Raw genomic sequence first — 19,152 nt, 5'->3', positions numbered from 1 at the left:
TCAGCGCACCAGTTCGTCGAAGCGACTGAACCGCGCGGTGGCGATGGGGTTGGCGTCGGCCACGAGGTCGTCGAAGCGGCGGTTGGCGATCTTGGCGATCTCGATCAGCGCGAACGCGCGTTCGCCCGCCGGTGAGTTGTCCATGCGTGTCCATCCGTTCCGCAGCACCCTCTCGTACCGTTCGGCCTCGCGGGCGAAGATGACGAGCGGGAAGCCGAACTGCTCACGATAGGCGGCTGCCAGCGCAACCACGTCGGCGTGCTCGGATTCGTCGAGATGCGACAGCCCCGTGTGGTCCACGGCCTTCGGGTCGCCGGACTCGTCCTCGGCACCGAGATCGGGGAACGCGTTGATGAGCGTCAACTGCTCGTCGTCGCTGCCGGTGAGCATGGCCTCCTGGAACGAGGCGCGCAGGTCGTTGACGGTCTCGAACGGGCGCTGGGCGTAGGCGCGGTCGACCACCCATCCCGCACCCTGGACCACGCCGCCGAACGTCGTCCGGAACTGCTCGATCGTCATCTCGTTGACCTCGGCGAGTCGGATCGATCCGCGGCCGGCCACCGCGGGCCCGCGGCTGCCGGTGTGGAAGAACAACAGGTTCAACAGGATCGCGGTGATGGCACCCATCGTGATGCCGGTGCTGAACGGGATCTGCAGCAGTCCCGGCACGGCCTCGTCGACGCCGGGCAGGGCGGGCACCTTCACCTCGGCGCCGTTCTCGAGCACCGTCGCGGGTGCGGCGGCCTGGGAGAACTGCACGTAGAGGCCCATGGCCACCGACGTGCTGGCGATGATGAGGTTGCGGTGGTCGGTGAAGTCGACGGTCGTCAACGTCTGGATGCCGACGATCGCCACCGTGGCGAACATGATCAGCGCCGCGCCGCCGAGGACGGGCGACGGTATGGACTCGACGATCTTCGCGGTCTTGGGGAGCACACCGAGCACGATCATGATGCCGCCCGCCGCGGCGACCACCCATCGACTCTTCACGCCGGTGAGGCGCACCAGTCCGACGTTCTCGGAGAACGCGGTGTACGGGAACGAGTTGAAGGATCCGCCGATGATGGTCGCCAGGCCGTCGGCGCGCACGGTCGCGGCGATGTCCTCCTTGCGGATGCGTTTGCCGACGATCTCACCGGTCGCGAACACCGAGCCGGTCGACTCGACGGCCACCACCAGCAGCACCACGATCATCGAGACGATCGCGATGACGTCGAACCGCGGCCAGCCGAAGGCGAACGGGTTGGTGAACCCGACCCACCCCGCCTGGCCGACCCTGTCGAAGTTCGTGTCGCCCACCGCCCACGCGATCACGGTGCCGACGCCGAGGCCCAGCAGGATCGAGATCGTCGCCCAGAAGCCGCGGAAGAACCGCTGCATGAGCACGATGATCACGATCGTGCCGATCGCGTAGAGCAGCCACCGACCGTTGCCGGGATCGGGGTTGTGGCTCGCCGGGTCGCGCGTCGCGTCGCCGGCGCCGACCGGGATGAGGCAGATGCCGATGATGGTGATGAGCGTTCCGGTCACCACCGGCGGGAAGAAGCGGATGAGGCGGGCGAAGAACGGGGCGATGAGGAAGGTGAACACGCCCGCCGAGATCACCGCGCCGTAGACGGTGAGCAGACCGACGCGGCCACCGCCGTGGTCGTTGGCGATCTTGATGACCGGCGCCAGGGTCGCGAACGTGATGCCCTGCAGCAGCGGGAGTCGGACGCCGATCTTCCAGATACCGACCGCCTGCAGCAACGAGGCGATGCCGCAGGTGAACAGGTCGGCGGTGATCAGCATGGTCAGCGCTTCGCCGTCGAGGTCGATCGCGTTGGCGATCAGCAGGGGCACGAGCACGGCGCCGGCGTAGAACGCGATGACGTGCTGGAGGCCGAGGGTGAACAGTTTGCCCGCGGGGGGCACCTGATCGACGGGGTGTACGCGCTTCGTGCGCGCGGTCGGCTTCGTCCCGGCACCGGATCTGGTCATGGTCGTACCTCCCGATCTGGTGGCGCACCCCTGACGTCACCTCGACTCCGAGATCAGGATGGACCGATCACGCCGCGCGCGCGCGGTGGGCGGCACAATGGCGTGCCATGGACGCCCGCGTGTTAACTCGCCGCGGCCGCGAACGGCCATCGTCTCTGCCGTCTCCGTGGTACCGCGCCGCGGTGCGATCGTGAGCGCTCCCGGACGGGGGGTTCGCGGCGGCGGTCAGGTGGTCGGCGTGGTCCTCGCCGCCGGTGCCGGCGCGCGCTTCGGCGGTCCGAAAGTGCTTGCGGCCGACGGTCGATGGTTGCGGACTGCCGTGGATGCACTGGTCGACGGGGGGTGCGACCGTGTGGTGGTGACCCTCGGGGCGGCGGTGGTGGACGTGCCCCACCCGGCCATATCCGTGGTGGTCGGTGACTGGGCCGAAGGCCTGTCTGCGTCGGTACGCGCGGGGCTCGATGCCGCCGTGGCGCAGGGTGCGGACACCGGCGTGGTGTTACTCGTTGTTGACACTCCCGACACACGCGCCGACCACGTGCGGAGGGTGCTCGCCGCCTCGCGGCGCCACCCGGACTCGTTGGCGCGCGCCGTGTTCGGCGGCCGGCCCGGCCATCCGGTCTACCTCGGCGCGCACCACCTCGCGGCGGTGCGCGCCGGTCTCGCCGGTGACCGGGGTGCCGGGGCATTCCTGGCCGGACGCGGCGACGTCGTCGATGTCGAGTGCGGCGACCTCTCCGACGGCCACGACATCGATCGCTGATCGCCCCCTCGGCATCGTGCCGCAATTGTTTCTCCGGTGATATCCGGTGAATCGGACGGCATCGATTCAGTAATTACATTCCAGTCTGTAATGAATTGTGTAACGGTTCGTGTAACGAAAATTTGGGCTGAGCAAAAGATCAACAATGGCCCTAACCGTTCAGATGTTTTGCAGTCCGGCAGGCGCCGTGATGCACCCGGCGGCATTGTCGAAAGCGACGAGACGGATGACCGAGTAAGTGATCGCAGACCTTCTGTCACGCCCTTTCCAGGGCCCCATGTCCTGTTTCGACCCAGTTCAGGGCGCCACGACTCCCTGGGTGGCCGATCGAATCACATTCACGTCATTTGGTGAAGTCTGGGCGAATTTCGCCATTGTTTGCCGAGTTATGGAATTTGTGGTTACGATTCCCCACAGCGAGCGTTATAGAGTCGAAATAGCGGCAGCGCGATCGCAGGCGCGGCTCTCCACGCACGCCGACACACCTTATCCAACGGTTCACGGGGCAACCGTTCGGCTCACTCGTCGATGACGAGACGTCGAGGGTTCTTCCGACGAATCGTGCGCTTTTGATGACCTGAACAACGCAACCGGGGGGAATCCGGACGCGGCGATCAGCCCTGTCCGACGTCGATGAACGGAGAAACACAGTGCGACGTCGAATTCTCTCCTCGGTCCGGATGTCCCGGCTGGAACTCACGGTTCTGGTCGTGCTCGCCGCCATGGTCTGCGCCTTCACCTCGGTGGCGTTCCTCGCCAAGTCGGAGGTGCGGTACACCAGCGTCGAGGTCGCGGCCATCAAGCAGGTGTCGTTGACCGTCGGCATCTCCGACTCCGACCTCTTCCTCGAGGCGCAGGACCCCGCCAAGGTCGCCAAATCCCTCGATGCGATGAAGGCGTTGGGCGTCAACGACGTACGCATCGTCATCCCGTGGGGCCTCACCGAGACGGCGAACGGGCAGTACAACTGGTCGTCGATCGACAACATGGTCAACGCCGCCAAGGCGCGCGGGATGACCATCCTCGGCGTGGTCACGACCACGCCCGCCTGGGCGCGGCCCTCCACCTGGTACGGCGACTACTACGCGCCGCCGGCCAACATCTCCGACTACGGCGACTTCATGTCGGTGCTGGCCAAGCGCTACTCCGGCCAGGTCTCGGCCTATGAGGTGTGGAACGAGCCCAACTCGGCACTCGGACTGAGCAACCCCGACCCGGCGCTCTACACCCAGATGCTCAAGGCCGGCTACACCGCGATCAAGGCCGCCGATTCCAAGGCGACCGTCATCGGCGGCGTCCTCGGTTCGGTCATCTCGTGGGGCGGCTTCTCGGTGAACCCGGTGGACTTCGTCAAGGGCATGTACGCCGCGGGTGCAGCAGGGTACTTCGACGCCCTGTCGTTCCACCCGTACCAGTACACGACGCCCTTCTCCCAGGGAGCCACTCTCGGACAGTCGCCGCTCAACCAGCTCAACGCGATCCGCGCCCTCATGGAGGGCAACGGTGATGCGGCCAAGAAGATCTGGGCCACCGAGTACGGTCTGCCCACCGGCACCATCAACCCGAGCATGCCGGCCGCCGAGGCCCAGCAGGCGAGCTACATCAAGGACTTCCTCGACGCCTGGAACTCACTGTCGTACGCCGGCAAGGCCTTCCTCTACACCACGGTCGACCGGTCGTCGTCGAACACCACCGACGGTGAGGCCACCTTCGGCCTCTACCGCGACGACTGGACGATGAAGCCCGCCGCCCAGGTCGTGAAGGACTGGATCGCCGCGCATCCGACGACGCCGACCACGCCGCCGGTCGTGACCCCGCCGGCGAACCCGGGTGATGCGTTGGCCGCTGCCCTCGGGGCCGCGCTCCAGCAGTGGCTGCAGGCACTCGCGGCGGCCCTCGCCGCAGCGTTCGCACCGCCGACCGCAACCGTGGCCGCTGCACCGGCGACCACCGTGGCGACCGCGACGGCCAACACCGTGGCGATCACCTCCACGTCGACGCCCACCGTGGCCGCCTCGACCGCGCCGACCTCGTCGAGCACGCCCTCGTCGTCGACCGCACCGTCGGGCACCACCCCGTCGAGCACGACCGCCGCGGTGGCACCCACCACCGCGACGACCACCGCGCAGCGGTCCGTGTCCTCGCCGACCACCACGGCGACGACGACCTCGGCCCCGCCGGCGACCACCGCGGCGACCACCGCGACCGGTTCGCCCACGACGGCCGCCTCCACCGGCACGCCGTCGACGAGTGCACCGTCGACCGCCGGCGCGTCGACCTCGGGAAAGGTGGCCGCCACGACCCCGGTGTCCTGACGCGCCATCTGTCCCCCGATCGCACGGATTCACAGCTCGGGCCTGCTCATATGTACGTGAGCAGGCCCGAGTTGTGACATATTCGATCAGTCGCGACGCATCCTTGATGTCGCGCGGGGATCGAACGGTGGGGGAAACCGATGAAGCGATTCGTACGGACAGCGGGACTGACACTCGTCGCCCTGGCCGCGACACTCCTCCTCGCGCTGCAGACGGTGCTCGGAGCCTCCGCCGGCGCCGACACCCTGCTGGTCATGGGTGGTAACGACAACGGCGGCGGCGCCAACATGGAGAAGGAGCTCAGCGGCTACTTCTCCGGCGCCGAGGGAACCCCGTACGCCGGTTACACGCTCACCAAGGTCCCGTGGACCGCGACGTCGGGTGGTGTCTCCCTGCTCTTCGGCGGCAAGACCTACGACGATTCGCAGGCCGACGGCGTGGAGAAGATCTCCGCCGCCATCGCGCGCACCCTCGCGGCCGACCCCGAGGGTCAGATCGTGGTCGTCGGGTACTCGTCGAGCGCGAACGTCATCACCAAACTGGTGCGCAAGCTCCAGGCCGAGAGCGGCACGCCCGGGACCCCGTCACCGGCGAACGTCAGCTTCCTGGTGTTCGGCAACCCCAACCGCCCCAACGGTGGTCTGCTCGGCCGCTTCGCCGGACTGAAGATCCCGTTCCCGTTCGACATCACCTTCGACGGTGAGAGCGCCCCCTCGAACTACAAGGTCACCGACATCGCGTGGCAGTACGACGGCTATGCCGACTTCCCGAAGGACACCCGCAACCTGCTCGCGGTCGTCAACGCGCTGATCGGCATCGTGACGCTGCACGGCTTCTACTACGACGCCGACCCGTCGAATCCCGACAACATCGTCAGCGACTACACCGAGGGCAACACCCGTTACGTCACGCTCAAGAGTTCGTTGCCGCTGCTCGCCGGGCTCTACGGCCTCGGCATCCCGCCGCAGTTGCTGAGCGGACTCGACAGCTTCCTGCGCTCGGAGATCGAGAAGGCCTACGACCGCTCGGTGCCGGTGGTCTCCACCGTCACCGCGGCGCGCCGGGTGTCGTCGCTGTCGACGGCGTCGACCACGGCCTCCGCGTCGACCACCCCATCCACGTCGACCACGACATCCACGTCGGTCACACCGGCGCCGTCGACGGAGTCGAGCCCCTCGGCGACCTCGCCCTCCGCCACCACCGAGACAACGAGTTCGACCTCGACGACCATGTCGCCGGGCGGCGAGGACACCACGACCTCGGGGACTCCCACGTCGGCGTCGACCAAGGCCACGACCACCCGTCCGTCCACCCCGACGACGTCGGGCACGTCTGGCGCGGGGTCGTCGAACGACGACTCCTCACCGACGCGAACGGTCGCCCCGGCCGCCTGAGTGGCGGGGCGGGACGACCGTCTGCGGGGATCTGGTGCGTCGAAGGGTGATTCAGGGCCGATCGTGGTTCAGGCGCGGCTCGCGACCTGCTCCTGCAGGCTGACGGTGGCCATGTCGATGATGGTCTTCTTGCCCTTCTTCATGAGGAACCCGGGCACCGGGATCTTCGGGTCGAGGCTCATCTCGAACTCGACGTGGGTCTCGCCGTCGGACTCGGTGAGTGAGTACTCGGCGTGCTGGGCCTTCTGCTGGGTGCCCTCCACCAGATCCCAGCTGACGCCGGTGTCCGACCACGTGTAGGCGAGCACCTGCTCGTCGTTGATGCCCATCAACGACACCGTCATCCGCGCCTTCGCGGGCCGGCCGTTGTCGTCGCGCTCGAGGATCTCGACCTCCTTGTGGATCGGAGACCATGACGGGTAGGACTCGAGATCGGCTATCGCGTCGAGGATCTCGGGTATAGGGGCTGCTATGTCGATACTGCTGTGTCCGCTGACCATGCGTCACCCTAACGTGACAACGTAGAGCGATACATAGCTTTCGGGGGACCTGTCGTCCCGATCTCGTCGCGGTCGTCTGCGTCGTCGCTCGGCATGCGGATGGCCAGGCACGCGGCCGCGGCGACCACACACAACCCGGCGGCCACCCAGAACGCGGGATCGTAGTCGCCGTGCGCGTCGCGGATCGCGCCGGCCCCGAAAGCCGCGACGGCAGCACCGATCTGGTGTGCGGCGAAGATCCAGCCGAACACCACCGGGGTCGCGTCGCCGAACCAGGCGCGGCAGATCGCGATGGTCGGCGGCACCGTCGCGACCCAGTCGAGGCCGTAGAAGATGATGAAGACCCAGGTGCTCGGCTCGGCGTGCGGAGACAACAGTGCGGGCAGCAGCATCAGCGACACCCCGCGGCCGAGGTAGTAGACGACGAGCAGCACCTGCGGTCGGACGCGGTCGGTGAGCCAGCCCGAGAAGATGGTGCCCGCGACGTCGAAGACGCCGATGGTGGCCAGAAGGCCGGCGGCGACCGTGGTGGGCATGCCGTGATCGTGCGCGGCGGGGATGAAGTGCGTCCCGATGAGGCCGTTGGTGGTCATCCCGCAGATGGCGAAACTGCCTGCCAAGAGCCAGAACACCGGGACCCGGGCGCCGCGCAGCAGACCGTTGAACGCCGCCGAGAAGCTCCCCGCCGCGAGCGGTGCGGGTGCCACGTCGGCCGTCGCGCCGAAGGGGCGCAGCCCGACATCGCCCGGTCGGTCGCGGATGAACACCAGGACGAGGGGGACGACGGCGAGTGCGGCTCCGGTGACGATCAGCGATGCCCAGCGCCATCCGAAGCGGTCGGTGGCCGCGGCGACCACCGGAAGGAAGATCAGCTGGCCGGTGGCACTGGCGGCGGTGAGGATGCCGGTGACCAGTCCGCGCTTCTCCACGAACCACCGCGTCGAGACGGTGGCGACGAAGCCCATCGAGATCGATCCGGTGCCGAGACCGACGAGCACGCCCCACAGCAGCAGCATCTGCCAGCTCGCCGTCATCACCGTGCCGACCCCGGTGCCCGTCGCGATCAGCACGAGCGCGACGGCGAGGACGGGTCGTACCCCGAAACGGTCCATCAGCGCAGCCGAGAACGGGGCCGTGAGACCGAACAACATCATGTTGACCGACATCGCGGCGCCGACCGTGGCGTGCGACCAGCCGAACTCCATGTGCAGCGGGTCCATCATCACGCTGGGGACCGCGCGGAATCCCGCGGCACCGAGGATGGCGACGAAACTGACCGCGGCCACGATCCACGCCCGGTGCAGGCGGGGTCGGCCCGGTGCGATCGACCGTCGAGGAGTGAACGTCATCGGACAAATATGCGCCACGGCCCTCCACCGCGCCATTGGCAGCAATGCCACAATGTGTGAAGATCGTGCCATGGCTGTCGATCCGCATCTCCCGGCCCCTCACCGTGTGGTGGTCCTGCTTCTCGCCCCTGCGGTCGGGTTCGACGCGACCATCCCCTCGGCGCTGTTCGGTCAGGCGGTCGACGTCTCCGACCATCCGCTCTACGACGTGGTGACCTGCGGACTCGATGAGGGTCCGGTGGCGACCACCACCGGATACGGCCTCATGCCGACGGGCGGTCCCGAACTGCTGGCGACCGCGGACACCGTGGTGGTCCCGGGGACGCGCTATCCCTCGGTGCGCCGAGACGGCGTCCTCTCACCGGAACTCGCTGCCGCTCTGGCACGTGTCCCGTCGACCGCGCGCATCGTGTCGATCTGCACCGGCGCGTTCGTGTTGGCCGCGGCCGGGTTGTTCGCCGGCCGCCGCGCGACCACCCACTGGCGTGCCGCGGCCGACTTCCGTGCGGTCTATCCCGACGTCGACCTCGACGAGGCCGTCCTGTTCGTCGACGACGGCCGCGTGTTGAGTTCGGCCGGTCTCGCCGCCGGCATCGATCTGTGCCTGCACATCATCCGCGCCGACCACGGCAGCGCCGTCGCCAACGATGTCGCACGCTACTGCGTGGTGCCACCGTGGCGGGAAGGTGGTCAGGCGCAGTTCATCTCGGCTCCCATGCCCGACCCGGGTGACCAGGGGACCGCCGCGACACGCGCATGGGCCCTGGCGAACCTCACCGAACCCCTGACCGTGTCCCAGCTCGCCGCGCACGCACAGATGAGCACCCGCACCTTCAACCGGCGCTTCCGCGAGGAGACCGGCGACGCGCCGGGAACCTGGGTCCGGAAACGTCGGATCGACCGCGCCCGTGAGCTGTTGGAGCGCAGGGACCTCTCGATCGACGCCGTTGCGACCCTCGCGGGCCTCGGTAGCGGCGACAACCTCCGCCACCATCTTCGCCGAGGGATCGGGATGTCGCCGTCGGCCTACCGTCGCACCTTCACCGGCGTCGGCTGATCAGGCCGGGGCCTGCGACGCCGATGCGGTGATGGTCGAGGTGCCACCGGTGGTGCCCGATCCCGTTGCGGCAGAACTGCTCGGCGCCGTCGCGGGCCCTGCAGTGGTGCTCGGGGGAGTGATGCTGAAGCCCGTCGAGGTGTCGGTGTCGGGCTTGCGGTGGTTCCCCGTCGTCGAGTCCGTCGTCTGTGTGGTGGCGACGGTCCCTGTCTGGGGCCCGGGGGTGATCGACGACGGTTGGGCCGGCGGCGGCGTGACCGATGCCGGGGTGACCGGACCGGTCTCGGTGGTGGTGTCGGTCGACGCGGTGGAGTCGTCGGCTGCGGGCACCGGATCGTTCTGGGTGTCGACCGGCGACGCACTCTGCGCCGCGGGCGCGAAGGCCGTTCGGAGATTCGTGGTGCTGATCTTGCCGAGGGCCTGCGGCGCCGACAGAGTGACGAGGTTGCGCGACGGTGAGAGGGTGCCTCCGCCGGTGCCGAGTTGCGGTGCGGCGCCGCTCTCGACGGTGATGCCGTTCGGGCCGCCGACACCGATGCGGACGAGGTCACGGGTGAAGCGCGGGATCGGGATGACGCCGTCGCCGAGGGTGAACGACGTCGGGTCGGCGATAGAGAAGTAGGTGATGGGCGATCCGGCGGCGTTGGTCTGGGTGAAGATGAACAGGACGCTGGTGCAGCTGCCGACGCCGCTCGCGCTCGCGTGGCCGAACACCGCGAGGCAGCTGACGTTGGTGACCGGTGAGAGCAGTGGGACGGTGACGTTGATCGCGCTCGCCAGGCCCCCGAGGGCGAACGCGTTCGCGGTCTGGTCCGAGCCCGCCGCGGTGATCGCGACGCCGAGAATGCCGGTGGACGTGGCGTTTCCGCTACCCGTGCTGATGGCGACGGCGCCGCTGAACGGATCGACCGCCGTGGCCTTCGCGGCTCCGCCCGTCGGGAAGATGAGGCCGCCCGACAGCGTGTTCGCGGCGATCGTGAATCCGCTGCCCTTGATCGACGCGGTGCCGTTGCCGAACGCGACGACGGCCTTGCTGTCGACGCCGATGCCGAGCGTGGTGAGGATCTGCGAGACCTGCGCGGGCACCAGCTGTTTGACGAGCGTGCCGATGACCGGAGCGGTAGATCCGGAGCAGTCGACGTTCGACGTCACCGCGTTGCTTCCCGCGACACAATCCTGGACGAGCTGGTAAGGCGCCGCCGTGGCGGTGGTCCCGCCCCCGGAGACGAGCCCGGCGACCACGGCGGCCGACGCCGCGGCGGTCACCGCGGTCGACTGCGTGTGGACGCGATGGCGTCCCTTCGACCGACGGTTCCTACCTGCTGACACTGACGACGCCACGTGCACTCCCGACTGCGATGACCGGACCCCGCGTCCGTTCCCGCGGAAATGTAGCAAGACATCCCGGCGGATGATGCCGACACCACGGAACGGGGGAAACCCTGTGCCCCCGGCCATCTCGCGCCTAACCAGTGATCACGTCGATTAGCGATCGCGGCTGATCATCGAGACGACGGTCGGCAGACATCACCGGTCGGGCGGAGAGGTCTCCGCGAGGACGTCAGCCCCGCGAGCAGCCGGTGACCGCGGGCTTGCCCGCGAAGCGATCCGACAACCACGACACCGCGCGCTGGAAGCCGCTGATCCCACCGGCGACATGGCCGAACGTCGAACCACCGATCAGTCGGATGGGGAAGGGGATCTCCTCGTACTGCAGCGAGGTCGCGCCCTTCGCGCACCACTTCGAGTACAGCTCTCGTTCCTGGACGATCGGCACGGTCGGGTCATCGGGATTTCCCGTGAGCAGCACCGGCACAGTGGGTTTGAGGTTCCCGATGTCCTGCATGTGCACGTACTTGCTGAGGATGGGGTCCTCGGTGACGAGCTGCCCGAACGACTTGTGGGACACCGTCCAGTCACGGGTGCTGGGCTTGCCGCGTGCCGAGGTCAGCACGATGCACTCTCCCGACAGTTGCGCCATCGTCTGCTTGCCGTAGGGGTTCAGGACCGTGGAGACGCGCTCCTTGAACTCGGGGTAGCGGTAGCTCGCGCCGTTCAGTGCGTAACCGATGACGCCGCCGAGCCGGTTGCCGTCGAGGTAGTTCATCTCGCGCAGGAGGTCGGCCGGGACGCCGCCGGTGTAGATGCCGACGAGCGGGAGCTCCGGGGCGTACGAGTCGACGAGTTCGGCTGCGGCCGCGGTTGCCCCGCCGCCCTGGGAGTAACCGGCGAGGGCGACCTTCGCGTCCGGCGACACCTCGGGCAGATGCAGGGCGGCACGCGCCGCGTCGATGACGGCGTGTGCCTGATCGACGCGGTTGCCGAAGGTGTGCGTGCCGGGGGTGCCGCCACCCATGTAGTCACTCGAGACGACCCCGTAGCCCAGCTTCACCAGGTTCAGGGTGACGATCTGTTCGATCTCGGCCATCGGTCCGCCGGGAAACGAGAAGGTCACGCCTTCCTGCAACAACTTCGACGCGGCGCACTGGTCGCCCTGGCCGTGCAGGCCTCCCGCGTAGGCGACGACCGGACGCGGGCCGGGGCCCTTCCACTCGCTTACCGGCTGCAGGTAGTAACCGGTGACGGCGATCGGGTCCCCGTTCGCGTCGATGCTCAGGTACATGATGCGAGTCGCCTTCGCGGGCACCGCTCCCTCGGGACTCGGGATGGTGATCGCGGTGGGCAGGTTCTCCGACCGGATGATGTCTCCGGGCTTGCCCGCCGGGAGCGGGCTGGGCGGGGTGTAGAAGGAGTCGTTCACCGGCGAGGCGGCCGGGGTGGGTGCGGGGGCCGGAGCCGGGGCCGCCTGCGCGACACCCGCCACGCCTGTGGTGAGCGCGGTCGCGGTCATGATGGCCAGGCATGCGGTGCGTGCTCGTCGGAGCAGGAGTCGATCGTCGGTCACGATGGGGTGATCCCTCACGTCGTCAGCGGTCTGCGGATTTCGCGCTGACTATAAGACAGGCTCACGGCGTGTGTGTGGCGTGTCATGGAGGAACCGGCGCCCTGTGGTGGCACCGAACAGCGGTTCGCGAGATCGCTTGGGCACCGGTCACAAATGACGAACGCGGCGCCGCCCGCCGCACGTGGGGACGTTCCCACGCAGGCGGACGACGCCGCGGTCGGTGTCGTGTCGTGTCAGGCCGGACGAGAAGGTGTCAGTGGGACGTCGACGCGGACGCAGCTGGTGCCGAAGCACCCGCCTTCGACGCCGCGGGCGCGGCCGACTCGGGCGAGGTCGCCGAGGCGGTGGACCCCGCCGCGGCGTCACCGGAGGTGCCCGTGCCGGACGCGGCTGCTGCCGTACCCGACTCGGCCGCCACGGGGGTCGAGGCGGTCGAGGTGCTCTCGGCGGTCGCCGTGCCGGACGTCGACGGCGTGGTGGCCTCCGGCGTCGAGGTACCGGGCGTCGACGTGGTCGTCTCGGGCGCGGTGGTGGCCGGCGCGGTCACCGTCGACGTGGTGTCGGCGGCCTTCGATGTCGTCGAGGTGGTCTCGGTCGGCGCGGACGTTTCTGTCGCCGGGGAGGTGCTCCGAGTGGACTGGGCGACGGCGGCGTTGCTCGTGGCGCGCAGCGTGTTCGTGACGGTCGGCGCCGCCTTGCCGAGCTGGCCGATCGCGTTGAGGAAGTCGTCGCCCGACTGCTTGAGGGCGGCGATGACGCCGTTCTCGCCGAACAGATCGGTGCTGCCCTGCGCCAGGATGTTCGAGATCCCGGTCGTGATGGCGGCGCCCGCCGCGCCGATGTCGCCGGCCTTCAGTCCGTCGCGGATGCCCTCGTAGATGGTGGCAACGCCCTCGCGGGCGTTGGTGAACAGCTGCAGCGCGGTCACCACGATGTTGATCGCGATGTTGGGCAGCGCGTTGAAGACCGGCGCGAGGAACGGGTTGAGCTGCGAGGACGCCGAGGCGATGTTGGGCAGGTCGAGCAGACCGATAAGGACGATCGGCTGGATCAGGATGTTGGAGAACGTCTGCAGCGCCGCCCGGACATTGCCGTCGAGGAGCTGTCCGGCCGTGATGGTGAGGTTGCGCGGCGCGTCCGACAGCGCCGTGCCGAGCTTGGTGATCGCGGACTGCAGTGCGGCGATCAGGTCGGCCGTCGGGTCGGATGCGGCGGCGAGGGCCGGGCCGAGCAGTGCGCGGTTCGTCGGTGCGGCGACGATGCTCGCGGTGTCGTTGAGGGGGAGTGTGCGCAGCAGGGTGGGCGTCTCGGCGAGGAGGCTCGCCGCCGACGTGACGACGGTGTTGGTCGCCGATCCGACGAGCGCCTGGGATTCGGAGACCACGTGTGTGGCAAAGCCGCTGGCGGCGGATGCGGGGATCGCGGCGGGCAACAGGATGGCGCCGGCGGCAGCTGCGGCGGCAAGGGGGACGAGTGTCCTACGGCTTCGGAGGATGGCAGTCATGGGGAGGGGGACCTTTCGCTCTGACCTGGGGGGCGAGCGGAACGTAGCACCGTTAGTACGCGGTAGTACCTAAAATCGAAATACAGGCATACCCAGCGAAAGCGGCGGTCAGCAGTGGTTAGCGCGTTCGGATGACATCCACAGGAAGGAGGCCTGCGAGCGAATCGTGACTCCGGCATCTCGAGACGACGGAGCGAGGGATGAACCTGGAGCCGATGACGGGAATCGAACCCGCGTATTCAGCTTGGGAAGCTGATGTTCTGCCATTGAACTACATCGGCGTGCGCGGTGACCGCGCCGTGAAAGCCTAGCAAAGCCCGAGGTGCACGTCGGCGATCGCGCTGCTCAGAAGGGCGGCTCGCGCCGACTGTGCGATGTGACAAGTGCCGCTGGTCGAGATGTGACCGGTGGTAGTTTCACGACAAAACCATTCCCTGGGGTACGTCTGCCGTGGCTTGATGGTCGCACTCGACGTAGGGAGCAGCATGCGTACTCGACTCTGTCTCGCGCTGGTGGGTGCGGTGATCTGTTCGTTCCTGGTCGCGCCGGTGGCATCCGCGCGCACGCCGGTGGTGTCGGTCGCCGGAGGCGCGGTGAGCGGCGCCCGCGTCGACGGCATCACGCAGTACCTCGGGGTGCCGTTCGCCCAGGCGGCGCGCTTCTCTGCACCGCGCCCTGCGGCGCCGTGGTCCGGGGTCAGGCGCGCCACCACCCACAGCCCACAGTGCCCGCAGTCGCTGCCGGGGGGCGTCCCGCCGGCACTGTCGCCGTTCACCAACAGCGAGAACTGCCTCAGCGTCGATCTCTACGTACCCGATTCAGCTGCGACGCAGCAACTCCCCGTGATGGTCTACCTCTACGGCGGCGCGTACGTGCTCGGCTCCAACCAGCAGTACGACTCGCCCGCCGAGATGGCCCGCACCGGCAACGTCATCATCGCCGTGCCCAACTACCGACTCGGACCGTTCGGCTTCATGGCCCTACCGGAACTCGCGGCCGAATCCGGCGGCGCCACCGGTACTTACGGCACCCAGGACCAACAGTTCGCGCTGCGCTGGGTGCGCGACAACATCGGCCGCTTCGGCGGCAACCCGGACGATGTGACCCTCTTCGGGGAATCGGCCGGTGCGATGAGCGTGTGCACCCAGATCTCGGCACCCGGATCGCGCGGACTGTTCCAGAAGGCGATCATCGAGAGCGGTCCATGTGTGCGCAGCCCACTCGTGCCGCCCCGCAGGGAGATCGGCTACCAGCGTTCGGAGAAGTACGCGGCGAGCATGGGATGCGCCGACCCGCGCACCCGCCTGGCATGCCTGCGCTCGTTGCCGATCGACAAACTCCTCGACTCGCCCACGACGAAGTTCGATTCGCCGCTGGCCACGTGGACGCCGTTCATCGACGACGTCGTGTTGACCACCACCCCCGACGAGGCACTGCGCAACGGCGCCGCGGCCGACATCCCGCTGATCATCGGCAGCAACGCCGACGAGGGCCGCCTGTTCGTGGCGCTGTTCGACTACGCGAACGGTCGTATCCCGACGGCGGAGAGCTTCCGCTCCACGGTGCGCACGGTGTACCCCGATCGCGCCGATGCCGTACTCGCCACCTACCCACTCTCGCGATACCGCACACCGGCCGACGCGCTGGCCGCGGTCTACACCGACTCCCTTTTCGCCTGCGCCGCCTCGGCGACCACCGCCGCGGCACGCGCGGGCGGCGCGGCGGTGTGGCAGTACCGTTTCACCGCAGCGCCCCTCGGTCGGTCGAATCCGTTGCTGTCGGGGGCGTTCCACGCCTCGGAGATCCCGTTCCTGTTCTCGCGCCTCGGCGGCGTGCCGATCCCGTGGACCGGGGCCTCGGCGGCGCTGGCCCGACAGATGAAGGCACAGTGGACGACCTTCGCCCGCACCGGCCGGCCCAACGGTCCCGGTCTGCCCTCGTGGACGCCCGACGGGCGATTCCTCTCGATCGACACCTCGGGGTCGTCGATGCGCACCGGCTTCGACGCGCTGCACCACTGCGGGGTCTGGGGAGCGTGAATCCCCGGACGAGGGCAGCGCACCACGTCTGAGGGCGGTGGGAGACTGGACGCATGAGGCCCGTCTCCGACCTGACCGCCCCCATGACGCCGTACGACGCGCTGCTGCGGGTCGCGTTCCACATGGAGCGTGCCCGTGCGAGCACCTACCGTGTGGAGGCGTTCCGGAAGGCGGCCGGGATCGTGGCGCAGCTGGGCCTCGACGAGACCCGCGCGCGGGTCGAGCGTCACGCGATCGGCGAGATCAGCGGGATCGGCACGTCCACGGCAACGGTCATCAACGAGGCGGTACGCGGGAAGGTGCCGGCCCGCCTGCACACCCTGCAGACCGAGACCGCCCCACTGGCCGAGGGCGGTGCCGATCTCTACGAGGCGCTGCGCGGCGATCTCCACGCCCATTCGAACTGGAGTGACGGCGGAGCGTCGATCGACGAGATGGTCGATGCGGCAGCGGCACTCGGCCAGGAATGGATGGCCCTGACCGACCACTCGCCGAGGCTGCGGGTCGCCAACGGGCTCTCGGCCGAACGGCTCACCCACCAGATCGAGGTCGTCGCCGACATCAACGCCGCCCGCGACGACGACTTCCGTCTGCTCACCGGAATCGAGGTCGACATCTTCGACGACGGCGCCCTCGACCAGACCGACGACATGCTCAACCGCCTCGAGATCGTCACCGCATCAGTCCATTCGAACCTCAAGATGGATCGCGGACCGATGACCCGACGCATGCTGACCGCGGTGAGCGACCCGCGCGTCAACGTCCTCGGCCACTGCACCGGGCGGTTGGTCACGGGCGGTCGCGGCCAGCGACCGCAATCGCGCTTCGATCCGCACGTGGTGTTCGAGGCCTGCGCGCTGACGGGTACCGCGGTGGAGATCAACTCACGACCCGAACGCGTCGACCCACCCGACGACCTCATCGAGATCGCGCGCGACCTCGGGTGCCTGTTCGCCATCGACTCCGACGCCCACGCGCCGGGGCAGCTCGACTTCAAGTCGCTGGGATGTGAACGGGCCGAGCAGCACGGGATCCCGGCCGAGCGCATCGTCACCACCTGGCCGGTGGAACGGGTACTCGAGTGGGCATCGGATCGGTAGTGCACCGATCGGCGTTGTCCACAGGCCGAGCAACGTTTTTCGGGTGTTGTCGGACCCCTCTTCTACACTGATGGGAGTCGCTCGGGGGAGCGGTTCCGGTCGAGGAGGGGTGGACAGATGTCGGTGATCGCCTGGCCTGTCGAACCTTTCGCGGTCTCGGACATGCTCCGCGCGCTCGAGGAGACGGTCGAGGAGATGCAGTCGACATCGATGTCGGCCCTGGCCGACGCTGAGCTGCGCGAGCTGATGCACAGCGTGGAGCGGGTGGGACGCAAGCTCGGCGTCGTGTCGCACAACGTGGTCGCCGAGGTCGCCTCGCGGGGCTCGTACTCCGAATGGGGTTATCGCAGGGTCACATCGATGCTCACCGGTGAACTCCATCTGTCGTCGGCGGAGGCGCATCGGCGCGTCCGCGTGGCTGCCGCGACCTGTCCCACGACAGGCATCACCGGCGAGGTCACCGAACCGCGCCACTTCGATGTCGCGATGGGGATCTACGACGGCACGTTGTCGGAACAGAGCGCCGACGCCGTGTTGACCGTCCTCGACAAGATCCCCTCGGCGGTCGACGACGACGTCCGTGTCTCGGCCGAGGCGACGATGGTCGAGCTCGCCCGTGACCTCTCGCCGCGCGAGGTGAGCGGTGTCGGCGACCGACTGTTGGCCCACCTCGATCCCGACGGTTCGTTGACCGGCGACGGCGACCGTGCGCGGCAGCGTGGGCTGTCGGTGTCGGCTCAGGACGCCGCGCTGATGTCGAAGCTCACCGCCACCCTCGACCCCGCGACCCGCGCGATGTTCGACGTCCTGCTCGATGCCTGGGCCGCGCCCGGGATGAACAACCCCGACGACCCCGCGTCGCCGGCCGGATCACGCACCGACCCCGACACCGATCGGGACCTGGCCGATGCCGCCGCCGGACGCGACACCCGCTCGGCCCCGCAGCGACGGCACGATGCACTCTCGGCGATGCTGTCGCGCGTGATCGCGACCGGCACCCTCGGCTCGCACGGCGGTTCGCCCGCCCAGGTCGTCGCCACCATGACACTGGACGAACTGATCGCGATGTCGGGTGTCGCCGACACGATGACCGCGTCGCAGATGCCGGTCGAGGACCTCGTGGACCTCGCGAAGGAGAACAACGCGCTGCTCGGCATCCTCGACCCGACAGGGATGCCGCTCTATCTCGGTCGTACACGGCGACTGGCCACGGTGGCTCAGCGGATCGCCGAGTGGTTGCGGTCGCGGGGCTGCACCTTCCCGGGATGCCGGGTGGCACAGACCCGAACGCAGGCCCACCACCTCGACGAGTGGCGCAACGGCGGGCCCACCGACATCACGAATCTCGGCGCAGCATGCTTCGACCACCACCCGATGGCCGGCGACGAGCCCCACCAGTGGCGCACCGAGCTGGTCACCGAGGGGCGGTACCGCGGCCGGGTCGCATGGATCCCGCCCGCATCGATCGACCCTCAGAGACGGCCGCGCATCAACCACGCCCATCACCCCGACGAGCTGCTCGCGCAGGCGTGGGAACGCGTCTGCGACGACCGTGCCGGTCCCGCACGGCGCGACCCGTGGGTCACCTGAACCGCTGCGTTAACCTCGTGCGCATGCTGCTCTCCGATCGAGACATCCGTGCCGAGCTGGACAGCGGCCGGTTGGCGCTCGCCCCCTACGACCCGGCGTTGGTGCAGCCGTCGAGCGTCGACGTGCGCCTCGATGGGCTGTTCCGGGTGTTCAACAACACCCGCTACACCCACATCGACCCGGCGCAGCGGCAGGACGAGCTGACCAGCCTCGTCGAGCCGCCCGAGGGTGAACCGTTCGTCCTGCACCCGGGCGAATTCGTCCTCGGATCGACACTCGAGGTCTGCACCCTTCCCGACGATCTGGCCGGGCGCCTCGAGGGCAAGTCGTCGCTGGGGCGCCTCGGACTGCTGACGCACTCGACGGCAGGCTTCATCGACCCGGGTTTCACCGGCCACATCACGCTGGAGCTGTCGAACGTCGCCAACCTGCCGATCACCCTGTGGCCCGGGATGAAGATCGGCCAGCTGTGCCTCATCCGACTCTCCAGCCCCGCCGAGAACCCGTACGGCAGCGCCTCGGTCGGATCGAAGTACCAGGGCCAGCGCGGCCCCACCCCGTCGAAGGCGTATCTGAACTTCGGCAATTCCTGACCCGATGACACACGCCGGTAACGCCGGCGTCGGATCGCGTTCACGCGTACGTTCCACACCGCA

Annotated in this window: 14 protein-coding genes and 1 tRNA gene; 8 read left to right on the top strand and 7 right to left on the bottom strand. The window is 68.5% G+C overall.

Features of this window, described 5'->3' with window-relative positions; genetic code table 11:
* Positions 1-1,980 carry a solute carrier family 23 protein gene (locus OG579_RS10390; RefSeq protein WP_328859068.1) on the bottom strand — a complete coding sequence of 660 codons (1,980 nt, stop codon included), beginning with the start codon at positions 1,978-1,980 and terminating at the stop codon, positions 1-3.
* Positions 1,981-2,170: 190 nt separating this feature from the next.
* Between OG579_RS10390 and OG579_RS10385 the strand changes: the two genes are divergently transcribed.
* The 3 genes from OG579_RS10385 to OG579_RS10375 all read left to right on the top strand — a co-directional run bounded on the left by OG579_RS10385 (position 2,171) and on the right by OG579_RS10375 (position 6,452).
* The gene (locus OG579_RS10385; RefSeq protein WP_328859067.1) at positions 2,171-2,743 is read left to right on the top strand and encodes a nucleotidyltransferase family protein; all 573 of its coding nucleotides are present in this window, start codon (positions 2,171-2,173) and stop codon (positions 2,741-2,743) included.
* A 650-nt stretch (positions 2,744-3,393) separates the two neighbouring features.
* Positions 3,394-5,058 (top strand): cellulase family glycosylhydrolase, encoded by a 1,665-nt coding sequence (locus OG579_RS10380; RefSeq protein ID WP_328859066.1) that lies wholly within the window; start codon positions 3,394-3,396, stop codon positions 5,056-5,058.
* 140 nt (positions 5,059-5,198) lie between these two features.
* A complete protein-coding gene (locus OG579_RS10375; RefSeq protein ID WP_328859065.1) occupies positions 5,199-6,452 on the top strand; it encodes a PE-PPE domain-containing protein in 1,254 nt (417 codons plus the stop codon).
* A gap of 68 nt (positions 6,453-6,520) precedes the next feature.
* Here the strand turns inward: OG579_RS10375 and OG579_RS10370 are convergent, their stop codons facing one another.
* Positions 6,521-6,952, bottom strand: coding sequence for an SRPBCC family protein (locus OG579_RS10370; protein WP_045821353.1), 432 nt, complete (start codon positions 6,950-6,952; stop codon positions 6,521-6,523).
* Between the two features lie 8 nt (positions 6,953-6,960).
* Positions 6,961-8,301, bottom strand: a complete 1,341-nt coding sequence (locus tag OG579_RS10365; protein ID WP_328859064.1) for an MFS transporter — start codon at positions 8,299-8,301, stop codon at positions 6,961-6,963.
* A gap of 70 nt (positions 8,302-8,371) precedes the next feature.
* Here OG579_RS10365 and OG579_RS10360 point away from each other — a divergent pair, with 70 nt between their 5' ends.
* Positions 8,372-9,358 carry a GlxA family transcriptional regulator gene (locus tag OG579_RS10360; protein WP_328859063.1) on the top strand — a complete coding sequence of 329 codons (987 nt, stop codon included), beginning with the start codon at positions 8,372-8,374 and terminating at the stop codon, positions 9,356-9,358.
* Here the strand turns inward: OG579_RS10360 and OG579_RS10355 are convergent, their stop codons facing one another.
* The 4 genes from OG579_RS10355 to OG579_RS10340 all read right to left on the bottom strand — a co-directional run bounded on the left by OG579_RS10355 (position 9,359) and on the right by OG579_RS10340 (position 14,048).
* Entirely contained in the window at positions 9,359-10,687 is a 1,329-nt protein-coding gene (locus OG579_RS10355) for a hypothetical protein (protein WP_328859062.1), read from the bottom strand.
* Positions 10,688-10,919: 232 nt separating this feature from the next.
* Positions 10,920-12,263: a lipase family protein gene (locus OG579_RS10350; RefSeq protein ID WP_328859061.1), complete on the bottom strand. Its 1,344-nt coding sequence runs from the start codon at positions 12,261-12,263 to the stop codon at positions 10,920-10,922.
* 253 nt (positions 12,264-12,516) lie between these two features.
* On the bottom strand, positions 12,517-13,767 hold the full coding sequence (locus tag OG579_RS10345; RefSeq protein ID WP_328859060.1) for a hypothetical protein: 1,251 nt from the start codon (positions 13,765-13,767) through the stop codon (positions 12,517-12,519).
* A gap of 207 nt (positions 13,768-13,974) precedes the next feature.
* Positions 13,975-14,048: transfer RNA gene (locus OG579_RS10340), tRNA-Gly, on the bottom strand.
* 204 nt (positions 14,049-14,252) lie between these two features.
* Here OG579_RS10340 and OG579_RS10335 point away from each other — a divergent pair.
* The 4 genes from OG579_RS10335 (at position 14,253) to dcd (ending at position 19,089) form a co-directional block, all read left to right on the top strand.
* Positions 14,253-15,806: a carboxylesterase/lipase family protein gene (locus tag OG579_RS10335; RefSeq protein WP_328859059.1), complete on the top strand. Its 1,554-nt coding sequence runs from the start codon at positions 14,253-14,255 to the stop codon at positions 15,804-15,806.
* A 53-nt stretch (positions 15,807-15,859) separates the two neighbouring features.
* On the top strand, positions 15,860-16,906 hold the full coding sequence (locus OG579_RS10330; RefSeq protein ID WP_328859058.1) for a PHP domain-containing protein: 1,047 nt from the start codon (positions 15,860-15,862) through the stop codon (positions 16,904-16,906).
* Between the two features lie 117 nt (positions 16,907-17,023).
* On the top strand, positions 17,024-18,496 hold the full coding sequence (locus tag OG579_RS10325; RefSeq protein ID WP_328859057.1) for an HNH endonuclease signature motif containing protein: 1,473 nt from the start codon (positions 17,024-17,026) through the stop codon (positions 18,494-18,496).
* A 23-nt stretch (positions 18,497-18,519) separates the two neighbouring features.
* Positions 18,520-19,089: a dCTP deaminase gene (dcd, locus tag OG579_RS10320; protein WP_045821360.1), complete on the top strand. Its 570-nt coding sequence runs from the start codon at positions 18,520-18,522 to the stop codon at positions 19,087-19,089.
* The last annotated feature ends 63 nt before the right edge of the window (positions 19,090-19,152 follow it).

It is taken from the genome of Williamsia herbipolensis (assembly GCF_036153515.1).
In the GTDB taxonomy this organism is placed as follows: Bacteria; Actinomycetota; Actinomycetes; order Mycobacteriales; family Mycobacteriaceae; genus Williamsia_A; species Williamsia_A herbipolensis.
This window is presented reverse-complemented; position numbering and strand designations above follow the sequence as displayed.